This window comes from Streptomyces sp. NBC_00576 (assembly GCF_036345175.1).
GTDB lineage: Bacteria > Actinomycetota > Actinomycetes > Streptomycetales > Streptomycetaceae > Streptomyces.
This window is the reverse complement of sequence record NZ_CP107780.1, coordinates 5,477,005-5,489,662: the sequence shown is the minus strand read 5'-3', so window position 1 is coordinate 5,489,662 and position 12,658 is coordinate 5,477,005. Positions and strand designations below refer to the sequence as shown.

Here is a 12,658-nt window from a genome sequence, read left to right as displayed (position 1 = left end):
TCACCACCCCGCCCTCAGATATCCGTTGCCCGGGTCCATCCCCGCACCGCCACCACTACCGCCACCGCTTCCGGGCGGTGACGGCGCCAGTGGCGTGTCGCCCAGGATCCGGCGCAGTGCGGCCAGCCCCCGGGAGGTCTGGCTCTTCACCGTGCCGACACTGCATCCCAGTGCCGTCGCGGTCGCCTCCACGCTCTGGTCCTCCCAGAACCGCAGCACCAGCACCGCCCGGCTGCGCGCGGGCACCTGCCGCAGCGCGGCCAGGAGCGTCAGCCGAAGCTCCGGGTCCTGCGCCGGGGCCGCGACGTCGAACTCGTACGCTCTCGGCCGCTCCCACCAGCGCCGCCGCCGGGTCTCGTCCACGAAGGTCCGGAACAGCACCTTGCGGGCGTAGCCATCGGGACTGTCCAGCCGCACCCGGCGCCATGCCGCGTACAGCTTCGCGAGCGCCGTCTGCGTCAGGTCCTCGGCCAAGTGCCAGTCACCGCACAGCAGGTACGCCGTACGGCGCAGTTGCGCCTGGCGGCTGCGCGCGAACTCGTCGAAGTCGAGCCCGACTTCGACCGCGCCACCGGCGTCGGAGACGTCCTGTTCGTCCGGCGTCCGGATCACAGGCCCCCTCCGCCCGGCACCGCAGCGGAGCGCGGTGAGAAGTGCTTCATGCCGTACATACGGACTGGGCGACCCGGCAGGTTGTCACCGATCCGAAAAAACTTCGAGGACTTGCGAACAGGCACCTTCGGCCGCGCTGTCGGTGGTCGTGGTGGTGGCTCCAGACCCGTGACCTGCGACTTCACGATGCACACCACTCATTGCCTCAGCGCTGTGACATAGGCCCAACGGGGACAGGCCCTACAGCCCTCCTGCGCCTAGGCTGGCACCATGGCACCGAACATCGCTACGAACACCGCCGTGTCCCTGGACGAGCTGCTCGACTTCGTACGGCCCCGCCACCGGGCGATCCTCCTCACCCGGCGCGCGGACGGCTCCCCGCAGGCCTCGCCGCTGACCTGCGGGGTCGACGACTCGGGGCGGGTCGTCGTGTCGACGTACCCCGAGCGCGCCAAGACGCGCAACGCCAAGCGGGACGAGCGCGTCAGCCTGCTGGTGCTGAGCGACGACTGGAACGGGCCCTGGGTCCAGATCGACGGCACGGCCGAGGTCATCGACCCTCCCGATTCCGTCGAGCCCCTCGTCGAGTACTACCGGAACATCGCCGGTGAGCACCCGGACTGGGACGAGTACCGCGCGGCCATGCTCAAGCAGGGCAAGTCGATCATCCGGGTCACACCGGAGAAGTGGGGGCCCGTGGCTACGGGCGGGTTCCCGGCACGGTTGGTGGCCGAGGAGGCGTAGGGGCACGAGGAAGGGAAATGGGAGGTAGGAGGTAGGAGGCGGGCGGGAGGCGTTCAGGCCCTCGCCACCATCGCCTCGATCCCCGCCACCAGCAGCTCCAGCGCGAAGTCGAAATCCCGCTCGCGCATCTCCTCCACCGTGCCGCCGCCCCGCGCCGCCATCATGTCCGCCGACTCCTGGATGAACCCGGCGGTCTCCGGGGCGGCCCCGACGGCGCTCATGGCGTGCTGGAAATAGGCGTCCTGGGTCATGCCGGCGTCCGCGCAGCGGGCGATGAAGTGGCCCTCGACCGTGCCGAACCCGTACACGAACTGGAAGACGGCGGCGATGGCGCCCGTCAGCCCCCGCGGGGGCAGGCCGGTACGGCGGATGACGCGCTGTACGGCACGTGAGAAGGCCTGCGAGTGCGGGCCGATGTTGAGGTAGGTCCCGGCGAGCGGCGACACCCAGGGGTGGCGGACCAGCAGGGCGCGGTACTCGGCGGCCAGCATGCGCAACTGGTCCCGCCAGTCCTCGCCATCGGCCTCCGGGTCGGGCAGGCACAGCTCGGCGGAGGCCGCGTCGAGGGCGAGTTCGAGCAGGTCGTCCTTGGTGTCGACGTACCAGTACACGGACATCGCTGTGACGTTCAGCTCGGCGGCGAGACGCCGCATGGAGAACTTGGCCAGCCCCTCCGCGTCCAGCAGACGAACAGTCACCTCGGTGATCCGGTCCCGGTCGAGCCCGGACGGCTGCGCGGCTCGACCTGCACCACTCCGGCGCACGGCTTTACCGTCCAGCCACACGCTGGTCCGCGCCGGCCCCTCGGCTGCCCTCACCATGGCCGTACCTTTCGTCAGCTTTCGAACGCAGGTCATGCTAGGCGCCCCTATAGGGGCGCGGGGCTGTGACATTTGCGGCTCCGCCGCGTGGGCGCGATCAACCACAGACCGCCCGCAGCCGCACACGCACCGTTCCAACCGAGCTACTGGGCGACTACATCCACCTCGGAGCCTGCCCGCTCAGCCCTGCGCAACAACACCGCCGCGACAAACCCCCCTAGCAACACCGCCCCCGCCCCCACCAACTGACTGGCCTCCAAGCCGGAGGCAAACGCATCCGTAATACGCGCCCTCTCCGCAGCCGACCCCGCCTCCGCCAACGCCCCCGGCAGGGACACCGCGGCGACAGAAATCAGCGCCGCGAACCGCGAGTTCAGCACAGCGCCGAGCACCGCGACGCCCAGCCCCTGCCCGAACTCCGCCACCGTGCCGTTGATCCCCGCCCCGACGCCGGCCTTCTCCGGCGGGATCGAGCTCATGATCGCGTGTGCCATCGCCGGGCTGGCCACCGCGGCCCCCGTCCCGATGAGCAGCAGGCCGAGCAACGTACCCGCGTAACCGCCGGAGGCAACCGTCGCGATGGAGACCAGGCCGCACGCCATCAGTGTCATGCCCAGCCCGATGGCGAGCGGAGTCCCGAGCCTCGCCGCCCATTTCGCCGACACACCGGTGAAGTTGAGCGCCACGATCGCGAGCGCGAGCGGTGCCGTACGCAGCCCTGCCTCCAAGGGGCCGTAGCCGAGCACGAACTGCATGTGCTGGGTGAGCAGGAAGAGCGAGCCGCCCATCCCGAACGTGATCAGCACCGCACCCGCGACCGCTCCCGTGAACCGCCGGTTCCTGAAGAAGTGCATGTCGAGCATGGGGTACGGGATCCGGCTCTCCCAGTACGCGAAGGCGCCCAGCACCACGACCGCGACGGTCGCCGGCACCAGCACCCGGCCGGACGTCCAGCCGTGCTCGGGCCCGGAGATGATCGCGAACACGAGCGAGGACATACCGATCGTGGAGAGCAGGGCGCCCAGGAGGTCCGGGCGCTCGCCGGTCGGGTTTTTCGACTCGGGTACGAGGGCCACGGCCGCCACCAGTCCCAGTACCGCGACCGGGATGTTGACGAGGAAGATCGCGCCCCACCAGAAGTGGTTCAGCATGAATCCGCCGATGAGCGGACCGGTGGCGAACCCGAGCGAGTTGACCGCGGCCCAGATGCCGATGGCCTTCGGCTGCTCCTCGGGCGTGAAGATCTGCATCGCCACGGCGAGAGTGGTCGTCATCAGCAGCGCGCCGCCGACGCCCATCCCGGCGCGCGCCGCGATCAACTGGCCGGTGCTGTCGGCCAGTCCAGCGACCAGTGAGCCCACGCCGAACAGAACCAGCCCCGCGATCAGCATCTTCTTGCGGCCGTAGCGGTCGGCGGCGCTGCCGGCGGTGAGCAGCAGGCCCGACTGGACCAACGAGTACGCGTTGATCATCCACTGGATGTCCGAGGTGGAGGCGCCCAACTCCCGGGTGAGGGAGGGGATCGCGACGTTCAGGACGGTGTTGTCGAGCAGCACGGTGAGCTGCGCGAGACAGATGACACCAAGGATCAGCCAGCGCTGGGGGTGGCCCTGGCTCCGAAGGTCGCTCTGGGGGGACGTAGACATGCTGTACACCGTAGAACAGTTCCTATACGGCGTACAACAAATAACAAAGTGGTGGCCCGGAGCGAGATCACTCCGGGCCACCACCAGGGAAAAGAACCTCAGTTGACGCCGATCAGCTGCTGCTGCTCGTCGGCTGCGTCAGGTCGTAGAAGGTGGCCGAACCCACCGTCACCTCCTTGAAGTTGCTCTCGACCCACGAGCTGATCTGGGACGACGTACTCGTCGTGCTGCTGCCGCCGCCCATGCCACCGCCGCCGGAGCCGCTGGAGATGAAGTAGTGGATCTTGCCGTCCTCCACGTACTTCTTGAACTCGGCCAGCGTCGGGGACGGGTCGGTGCCGTTGAAGCCGCCGATCGCCATCACCGGGTCGCCGGTGGAGAGCTGGTAACTCGCCGCGTTCTGGGCGCCGATGGCCGCCGCGGCCCAGGTGTAGTCACTCGCGTTCTTCTCCAGCAGGGCCTTGGCCTCGCTGCCGACACTGGCACCGTTGAGCAGACCACCCACGCCACCGCCGCCGCCCATGCCGCCACCGTCACCGGTCTGCCCGCCAGGGCCACCCTGCTGGGTGTTGCCGTTGCCCTGCTGCTGATTCTGGGTGTTGCCGTTGGCACCGCCGGGGAAGCCACCCGTCGGGGGCTGGCCCATGCCGCCACCCTGCTGGTTGCCCTGGGTGTTGCCGTTGCCGTTCTGCTGACCCTGCTGGCCGCCCGTACCGCCACCGAAGCCACCGCGCATACCGCCACCACCGCCGGGACCACCACGACCGCCCGCCACGGACGGACCCGCCGTGATGATCGAGCCGGTGTGACCCTCGTTGAGGGTGGTGAGGGAGTACGCGGTCGGCCCCGCCAGCGCCGTGACAAAGCTCAACCCGACGACCGCCAGGGCCAGTTGACGCCCAAGCCTGTTGACGAAGATGAGACCCAGCGCGGCCACGAGCCCGCCCACCAGCACGAGCCACTTCAGCCAGGGCAGGTAGTCGGAGGAGCGGTTGAGGAGGACGTACCCCCAGACCGCGGTGGCCGTCGTGGCACCCGCGAGCGTCAGCGACGCCCACGTCTTGTCCCGCTCCTGCCAGAGCAGGGCCGCGCCCATGCCGACCAGCGGCGCGATGTAGGGGGCGAGGGCGACGGTGTAGTAGTCGTGGAAGATGCCCTGCATGTAACTGAAGATCACCATGGTGATCAGCAGCGAGCCGCCCCAGAGGAGGAGCCCGGCGCGGGCGGTGTCCGTGCGCTTGGCCTTGCGGCCGGCCCAGATCGCCGCGACGAGCAGGATCAGCGCGGCCGGGATCAGCCAGGAGATCTGGCCGCCGCTGCTGGAGCTGAACATCCGGTCCCAGCCGGTCTCGCCCCACATTCCGGTGCCGCCTCCGCCGCCACCGCCACCGACGCTGCCGGTCTCGTCGCCGTTGATACGGCCAAGTCCGTTGTAGCCAAAGGTCAGTTCGAGGAAGGAGTTGTTCTGCGAGCCGCCGATGTAGGGACGCGAGGACGCAGGCCACAGTTCGACGATCGCGACCCACCAGCCGCCCGCGACGATCATCGCGAGCCCGGCGGCCAGTACCTGTCCGATGCGCCTGCGGACGCTGGTCGGCGCGAAGATCACGTACACCAGTGCCAGCACCGGCAGGATCAGGAAGGCCTGGAGCGTCTTGACCAGGAAGGCGAAACCGATCGCCGTACCCGCCCAGACCAGCCACTTCGTCTCGGCCTTCTCCATGGCGCGCTGGGTGCAGTAGACCGCGGCGGCCATCAGGAGCGCGAGGAGCGCGTCAGGGTTGTTGAAGCGGAACATCAGCACGGCGACGGGCGTCAGCGCGAAGACCGCCATCGTGAGGAACCCGGCCGTGGCGCTGAACCGACGCCGCACGGACGCGTACAGCACACCCGCCGTGGCGACGGCCATCAGAACCTGCGGGAACAGGATCGCGAAGGAGTTGAGGCCGAAGAGCCGCACCGACAGCGACATCGGCCAGAGGGAGGCCGGGGGCTTGTCGACGGTGATGGCGTTGGCCGAGTCGAGGGACCCGAAGAAGAAGGCCTTCCAGGACTGGCTGCCGGCCTGAACTGCCGCGGAGTAGAAGGAGTTGGCGTATCCGGAGGCGGTCAGATTCCAGGTGTACAGCGCGCCGATCACCAGCAGCGTGGCGAGGAACGCGGGCCGCACCCACCGGTGGTCCTCGGGCCGCCCGCGCCACAGTCTGCCTACGAAGGGCTGCTTGGGCTCACCGGAAGAAGGCGCCGGCACAGCCGTCTCGGGAACCACCGTCTCGGGAACCACCGCCTGCTGTACGGCTGTTGAGTCCGGCGGCGGATACGAGGGGCTCGCACCCCCCGGACCCGAAGGGCCTGAATGTGTCGTCTGGTCGAAGTGAGTGGTCATCGCGGGTTCCTCGGATCCTGGCTGTCGTGCGGGCGCACCGGCTGGAGCCGCGTGGTCGCGTCCCCCCAGGTGCGGTCCGCGACATCACCGGCGCGGAACTGGTCGGTGGGGTAAGGGGAGTTGCCGTACGAAGCGTTGTTGTGCGACGCGTTGTTGTGCGACGCGTTGTTGAGCGACGCGTTGGCGTACGGGCCTGTGGTGTACGCCTGGTAGACGGGCGAGCTCGGCGTGTGCGAGGCGACCACCGTCGACGAGGAGGAAGAAGAGAAGGACGAGGAAGTCGGCTCGTCGTCCTGGTCCGGGAACACCCAGGCCCTGAAGAGCAGGAACCGCAGCACCGTCGCCGCGAGGTTGGCGGTGATGAGCACCGCCAGTTCCGTGGAGTGCCCGGGGTCGCTGGTCGCCGCGTTGAGGGCGGCGAGCGAGCCGCTGGTGAGGGCGAGTCCGATGCCGAAGACGACCAGACCCTGCGCCTGGTGACGCACGGCCCCGCCCCGGCCGCGCACCCCGAAGGTCAGCCGCCGGTTGGCCGCGGTGTTCGCGACGGCGGAGACCAGCAGCGCGAGCGCGTTGGCGGTCTGCGAACCGGCGAAGCCCCGGAAGGCGCTGTAGAGCACCAGATAGAAGAGGGTCGACATACCGCCGACCACACAGAACCCGACGAGCTGGCGGGCCAGCCCCTTCGGTACGTCCTTGATGTCACGGTCGCGCGGATCGTCGCCGAAGGGCCGGGTGAGCCGGTCCAGCGGCAGCGAGCCGGTGGCAAGGGCCTTGCCCACGCGCAACACCCCCTTGAGGTCGTCGGTCGCCGTCTTGACGATGTGGACGGTCGAGTCCGGGTCGTCGACCCAGTCGACCGGCACCTCGTGGATGCGCAGGCCCGCGCGCTCGGCCAGCACCAGCATCTCCGTGTCGAAGAACCAGCCGGTGTCCTCGATGAGCGGCAGCAGGATCTGGGCGACATCACGCCGGATGGCCTTGAATCCGCACTGCGCATCCGTGAAGCGGGCCTGGAGCGAGCCACGCAGGATCAGGTTGTACATCCGGCTGATGAACTCCCGCTTGGCACCGCGCACGACGCGCGAGGAGCGGGCGAGCCGGGAGCCGATCGCGAGGTCCGAGTGGCCGGAGATCAGCGGTGCCACCAGCGGCAGCAGGGCGTTCAGGTCGGTCGACAGGTCGACGTCCATGTAGGCGAGGATCGGCGCGTCCGACGCGGACCACACGGTCCGCAGTGCCCGGCCGCGCCCCTTCTGCTCCAGCCGGAAGGACCTGACCTCCGGCAGCTCCGCCGCCAGCCGCGCCGCCACCAGGGGAGTGGTGTCCGTGGACGCGTTGTCCGCGACCGTGATGCGGAACGCGTACGGGAACGTGCGCTTGAGGTGCTCGTGCAGTCTGAGCACGCATGGCTGGAGGTCCTTCTCCTCGTTGAAGACGGGGATCACTACGTCCAGGACAGGCGTACCGGCTGCCGCGGCCGGGAGGTGCTCCCGCGCCGGCAGGGTGCCGGGAGAAGAGTCGGTTCGCATAGGACCGACTTTCGTCAGGCCCCCTGTTGCACCCATGTGGTGGCACTGTGCTGTGCCTGTGAGTCCGATTGCCAGTTTGTTTCGGGTGCCGCTTCGGGGGCGAGGGCCGGCAGATGCACCGTGAAGACGGTCTGTCCGGGCACACTGTCGACGGTCACGGCGCCGCCGTGCGCGGTCGCGACGGCCTGCACGATGGCGAGCCCGAGCCCGGTCGACCCGGTGGTGCGGGAGCGCGCGGTGTCGCCGCGCGCGAACCTCTCGAACACATGCGGCAACAGGTCGGCCGGGATGCCCTGCCCGTCGTCCTGCACGTCCACACACAGCCACGGCCCGCGCCGCTGCACGCGCGCAGTGACGGTCGTCCCGGGCGGGGTGTGCGTACGGGCGTTGGCCAGCAGGTTCACCAGGACCTGTTGCAGCCGGGCCGCGTCCGCCGAGACCAGCGCGGGCTCGTCGGGCAGGTCGAGCCGCCAGTTGTGGTCCCGTCCGGCGGCGCGCGCGTCGCTGATGGTGTCCACGACGAGCGGTACGAGGTCGGTCTGGTCGAACTGGAGCGGGCGGCCCGCGTCGAGGCGGGCGAGGAGGAGGAGATCCTCGACGAGCAGGGTCATCCGCCCCGCCTCCGACTCGATCCGCCCGAGCGCGTGCCGCGTGTCCGGCCCGGTCTCCTCGCGTCCACGTCTGGTCAGCTCGGCGTACCCGCGAATGGAGGCGAGGGGCGTCCGCAGCTCATGGCTGGCGTCCGCGACGAACTGACGTACGCGCATCTCGCTCTGCTGGCGCGACTGCAGGGCGCCGTGCACATGATCGAGCATCCGGTTCAGCGCGGCGCCGACCTGGCCTACCTCGGTGTGCGGGTCGGTCTCGGACTCGGCGACACGCTCGTTGAGGGTCACCTCGCCGGTGTGCAGCGGGAGTTCGGAGACTCGGGTGGCGGTCGAGGCGACCCTGCGGAGGGGGCGCAGGGCCACACCGACGAGCACGGAGCCCGCGATACCGGCGGCGACGAGGCCTGCGGCGGTGACGCTGATCTCGACAAGGATCAGGGTGCTGATGGTCGAGGTGACGGACTCGGTGGGCAGGGCTACGTAGAAATTGCCCCGGTCACCGGAGGCGTACTTGACGCGGTACTCGCCGAGCCCGGTGAGGGTGACGGTGTGCAGGCTGTCGTCCCGGGGGATGGCGGCCAGCTCGGCCATCTGCGTCTCATTCAGATCGGCGGCCGTCATGTCATCGGCGACGTCGCTGTCGGTCGTGTCCGACTCCAGCTTGGCGATGACCGCCTTGGTGACACCGCCGGTCGTGTCGACGGCGGCGGCGATGGTGTCCTCCTGCGTCCCGCCCCTGGTGGCGAAGTCCGCGAGCCGCTCCTCGACGGTGGGGGTGGGAGCGCGCGTACCGGTGGAGGCGGTGCTGCCGCCGTTGGAGGACGCGGAACCGGTGGAACCTGTGGAACCGGTGGTGGACGAGCCGGTGGTGGACGAGCCGGTGCTGTCCGGCAGCTGGCCGGGAGGATTGCCGTTGCCACCGCCCGGGCCCACCGTCCCCTTCGGGGGACCTACGGCGCGGTTGGCGGCCTCCTTGACCTGGTCGTTCAACTGCGTGTTGAGGTGCTGTTGGAGCGCGATGGTCGTCACCGCGCCCATCACCGCGCACACCACGGCGATCAGCGTGACCGCCGAGACGACGAGCCGCGTACGCAGTGTCCGCGGCTTGTTCCGCCGCTGCTGCTCCTTCTGCTGCGACCTGCCCAGCCTTCGCTGCCCGCCCGCTCTCCTCTTACTACTCACCGTGCTGCCCCTCCTGCCGGGCTCGACCATGTCTTCCGGAGCGGCACCACCAATGACACGGGGTCAGCCGGCGGGCTTGATCAGATATCCGGCGCCGCGCCGGGTGTGGATCATCGGCTCGCGCCCGGCGTCGATCTTCCGCCGCAGGTAGGAGATGTACAGCTCGACGACGTTGGCCTGGCCGCCGAAGTCGTACGACCACACGCGGTCGAGTATCTGCGCCTTGCTGAGCACGCGCCGCGGGTTGCGCATCAGGAAGCGCAGCAGCTCGAACTCGGTCGCGGTGAGGTGGATGCCGTCCCCGGACCGCGACACCTCGTGGCTGTCCTCGTCGAGGGTGAGATCCCCGACGACCAGCATCGAGTCGGAGCGCCGGTCGGCGGCACCGGAGCGCCGGATCAGACCGCGCAACCGCGCCACGACCTCTTCGAGGCTGAACGGCTTGGTGACGTAGTCGTCGCCACCGGCGGTGAGGCCGGCGATCCGGTCCTCGACGGCATCCTTCGCCGTCAGGAACAGCACGGGTACCTCGGGCAGCTCGCGGCGCAGCCGGCCCAGGACGGTGAGGCCGTCCATGTCGGGCAGCATCATGTCGAGAACGACGGCGTCGGGCCGGAACTCTCGCGCGGTCTGCACCGCACCCGTTCCGTCACCCGCGCTGCGTATCTGCCAGCCTTCGTAGCGAAGGGCCATGGACAGCAGCTCGGTGATCGACAGCTCGTCGTCCACCACAAGCACTCGGACGGGGCTCCCGTCCGGCCTCAGCAGTTCGGTGCGCCCCTGGGGCGAGGTCGTGGTCATAGCGGAAACCATGTCGGTGCCCTCTGAGAACAAGCTTTCCGGAACCTGTGATTTTCCTGAGAAACACACAGGCACCTCTCAGGGAACCCCTGCGTTTTCTCAGCCCGGTAAGCCGGAGGAGCGGAGGTGCGGCCAGCTGCCGAGAAGCGCCGAATACCCATCCGACCTGCATGTTCCACGACCGCGCAGACAGCCTGGCCTACTCCCGGAAAGTCCCTGAGACCGCCATCGGGCATCCTGTGCGTCTCCTGGGCGAACCTGATCCGAAGTTACGCACCCCACTCCCGCCCGCCCGATTTGTCACCGCTGACCGTGCCTTCTCACCTCGAACTCATGCCGGTGTCAGACCCTCCTCATCCGTACGCGTCACAGCCCGAACAGCCGCGCCCCGTTGTCGTGGCACACGGCCCGGAGCCAGTCGTCGCCCAGGTCCAGGCGCTCCAGGGCGTGCAGTTGGTGGGCGTACGGATACGGGATGTTCGGGAAGTCCGAGCCGAGCAGGACGCGGTCGCCGAGGTCCGCCAGCCGGGGAAGCGCCGACCGGGGAAACTGGGCCATCCGCTCTGCGAAGTCGGTGAACGCCATCGTCGTGTCCAGCCGCACCTCGTCGTACCGCTCGGCGAGGCCGATGAACTCCTCGTACTCGGGCAGGCCCATGTGCGCGACGACCAGCCGCAACCGGGGATGCCGGGCCAGTACGCGCCCGATCGGTTCGGGCCCGGTGTGCTTGCCGGGTGCCGGACCGGAGCCGCAGTGGATCACCACGGGTGTCCCGGCCTCGGCGAGCAGTCCCCAGGCCGGGTCGAGGAGTTCGTCGGCCGGGTCGTACGCCCCCACCTGGACGTGCGCCTTGAAGACGCGCGCGCCGGACTCGACGGCCTCCCGGACGTACCCCTCGACGCCCGGCTCGGGGAAGAGGGTGGAGGTGTGCAGACAGTCGGGGGTACGGCGAGCGAAGTCGGTGGCCCACTGGTTGAGCCACTGGGCCATTCCGGCCTTGTGCGGGTAGAGCATCGCGGTGAAGGCCCGCACGCCGAACTCCCGTATCAGCGCGAGCCGTTCGTCCTCCTCCAGCCGGTAGGTGATCGGCCACTCGACGCCGTTGTCCGTCGACCCGACGGCGTCGAAGTAGGCCCAGACCTTCCGCAGGACGCGCTCAGGCATGAAGTGCGTGTGCACATCGACAAGGCCGGGCAGCCCGAGCCGCGTCCAGAACCGCCGGACCTCGGTCACCTCACGGTCGACGTCGGCGTCCCCGTCCTCCGAGGCTTCCCTCATGCCGTCCACTGTCACCCCTCTCGTCCCTCTCACCCTTCTCACGGTGAATCGCCGTACGGCGTCGCATGGAGTCGAGGCTCAGAACAACCCGTCCTGCACGCCCGCCGACTCCTTCGACCCCTTGAACTCCCGCACAGGAACGGTGAGTCCACCGCTCCCCACGGGCACCAGCTCCCACCCCGTCATCAGCCTCGTATCCAACACCACCACTCCCCGCCCGTTCCCCCGCCCGTCCTCGACCGCGAGATGCAGATCGGGCCCGGCCGCCGCCACCAGCTCACCCCCGACGACACCCCCCGCCACCAGCTCGCTCACTGCCCCCAAGGCCGGTGCCGGCCCCGTCAGCCCCGTAAGCCCCGTAAGCCCGAACACCCCGACATGGTCGACGACTTGGCAGGACGCGCGCTCCAGGGACTCGGGCCAGCCACCCAGCCCCACCGCCCGGGCATGCAGTTCCTCGACCTCGACGGCCCGCTCAGCCGCCGACCCCGGCAGCGCGGCCCGCACCGCCCGCTTGTCGGCGTACGGAATCCGGTCCGGGACACCGAGCGCGGCGCGCAGCAGCTCCTCCGTACGCCGGGCGGCCATCAGCGGGCCGGCCCCCAGCCAGCTGAAGACGACGGCCCCCTGCTCAAGCAGCCGCGCCGAGCCCCGCTCCAGCGCCGTGATGCCGACCTTGGTCATCCCGGGCCCGAACCACGCCAGATATACGTGATAGGGCCGTGGATCGTCCGCGATCGTGTCGGCGGCGACCGAGTGCGCCCGGTCCAGCCGCGCACACTCCTCGCACCGCGCCCCCGTACTCCGCCCCGACACCCCCGTCCGTATCGGACAGGCGTTCCCCCGCGCTCCCACACATGTCCGTACGCCCCCTTCCGTGACCCCGAAGGCCACCCTCTTCCCCCAGGTCAGCGCGCTAACGCGCCCACCGTCCCATCGCAGCACAGGACCGTCCGCCGACCACCGCAGCCCCGAACATCTCCACGCCTGTCCCATCCCTTGCGAGATTACGGGGTACCACTGACAACGCCTCGTCGGACGACAAAGACGC

The 12,658-nt window shown here is 69.5% G+C and carries 10 protein-coding genes; 1 reads left to right on the top strand and 9 read right to left on the bottom strand.

The genetic code is table 11. From position 1 onward, the window contains the following. Positions 1 to 609 carry a SigE family RNA polymerase sigma factor gene (locus tag OG734_RS23595; protein ID WP_330293765.1) on the bottom strand — a complete coding sequence of 203 codons (609 nt, stop codon included), beginning with the start codon at positions 607 to 609 and terminating at the stop codon, positions 1 to 3. Between the two features lie 273 nt (positions 610 to 882). Here OG734_RS23595 and OG734_RS23590 point away from each other — a divergent pair, with 273 nt between their 5' ends. After that, the gene (locus tag OG734_RS23590; RefSeq protein WP_330289497.1) at positions 883 to 1,356 is read left to right on the top strand and encodes a PPOX class F420-dependent oxidoreductase; all 474 of its coding nucleotides are present in this window, start codon (positions 883 to 885) and stop codon (positions 1,354 to 1,356) included. Positions 1,357 to 1,409: 53 nt separating this feature from the next. Here the strand turns inward: OG734_RS23590 and OG734_RS23585 are convergent, their stop codons facing one another. The 8 genes from OG734_RS23585 to OG734_RS23550 form a co-directional block, all read right to left on the bottom strand. Next, entirely contained in the window at positions 1,410 to 2,177 is a 768-nt protein-coding gene (locus OG734_RS23585; RefSeq protein WP_330289496.1) for a TetR/AcrR family transcriptional regulator, read from the bottom strand. Between the two features lie 143 nt (positions 2,178 to 2,320). Beyond that, entirely contained in the window at positions 2,321 to 3,823 is a 1,503-nt protein-coding gene (locus OG734_RS23580; protein WP_330289495.1) for an MFS transporter, read from the bottom strand. Positions 3,824 to 3,935: 112 nt separating this feature from the next. Next, the gene (locus OG734_RS23575; protein WP_330289494.1) at positions 3,936 to 6,209 is read right to left on the bottom strand and encodes an ArnT family glycosyltransferase; all 2,274 of its coding nucleotides are present in this window, start codon (positions 6,207 to 6,209) and stop codon (positions 3,936 to 3,938) included. Continuing rightward, a complete protein-coding gene (locus OG734_RS23570) occupies positions 6,206 to 7,738 on the bottom strand; it encodes a bifunctional glycosyltransferase family 2/GtrA family protein (RefSeq protein WP_330289493.1) in 1,533 nt (510 codons plus the stop codon). Before OG734_RS23570 ends, OG734_RS23575 begins: the two co-directional genes overlap by 4 nt. A gap of 14 nt (positions 7,739 to 7,752) precedes the next feature. Beyond that, positions 7,753 to 9,528 (bottom strand): sensor histidine kinase, encoded by a 1,776-nt coding sequence (locus tag OG734_RS23565; protein ID WP_330289492.1) that lies wholly within the window; start codon positions 9,526 to 9,528, stop codon positions 7,753 to 7,755. Positions 9,529 to 9,591: 63 nt separating this feature from the next. Then, positions 9,592 to 10,329: a response regulator transcription factor gene (locus OG734_RS23560; protein ID WP_330289491.1), complete on the bottom strand. Its 738-nt coding sequence runs from the start codon at positions 10,327 to 10,329 to the stop codon at positions 9,592 to 9,594. A 366-nt stretch (positions 10,330 to 10,695) separates the two neighbouring features. Further along, complete coding sequence (locus OG734_RS23555) at positions 10,696 to 11,607, bottom strand: amidohydrolase family protein (RefSeq protein WP_330289490.1); 912 nt, start codon at positions 11,605 to 11,607, stop codon at positions 10,696 to 10,698. Between the two features lie 78 nt (positions 11,608 to 11,685). Next, positions 11,686 to 12,603: a DUF2797 domain-containing protein gene (locus OG734_RS23550; protein WP_330289489.1), complete on the bottom strand. Its 918-nt coding sequence runs from the start codon at positions 12,601 to 12,603 to the stop codon at positions 11,686 to 11,688. Positions 12,604 to 12,658: the final 55 nt, after the last annotated feature.

What these genes read in the sequence shown, in the direction of transcription:
- OG734_RS23555 (WP_330289490.1), bottom strand. Translation starts at nt 11,607, where the DNA reads ATGAGGGAAGCCTCGGAGGACGGGGACGCCGACGTCGACCGTGAGGTG.
- OG734_RS23590 (WP_330289497.1), top strand. Translation starts at nt 883, where the DNA reads ATGGCACCGAACATCGCTACGAACACCGCCGTGTCCCTGGACGAGCTG.
- OG734_RS23550 (WP_330289489.1), bottom strand. Translation starts at nt 12,603, where the DNA reads ATGGGACAGGCGTGGAGATGTTCGGGGCTGCGGTGGTCGGCGGACGGT.
- OG734_RS23570 (WP_330289493.1), bottom strand. Translation starts at nt 7,738, where the DNA reads ATGCGAACCGACTCTTCTCCCGGCACCCTGCCGGCGCGGGAGCACCTC.
- OG734_RS23585 (WP_330289496.1), bottom strand. Translation starts at nt 2,177, where the DNA reads ATGGTGAGGGCAGCCGAGGGGCCGGCGCGGACCAGCGTGTGGCTGGAC.
- OG734_RS23575 (WP_330289494.1), bottom strand. Translation starts at nt 6,209, where the DNA reads ATGACCACTCACTTCGACCAGACGACACATTCAGGCCCTTCGGGTCCG.
- OG734_RS23560 (WP_330289491.1), bottom strand. Translation starts at nt 10,329, where the DNA reads ATGACCACGACCTCGCCCCAGGGGCGCACCGAACTGCTGAGGCCGGAC.
- OG734_RS23580 (WP_330289495.1), bottom strand. Translation starts at nt 3,823, where the DNA reads ATGTCTACGTCCCCCCAGAGCGACCTTCGGAGCCAGGGCCACCCCCAG.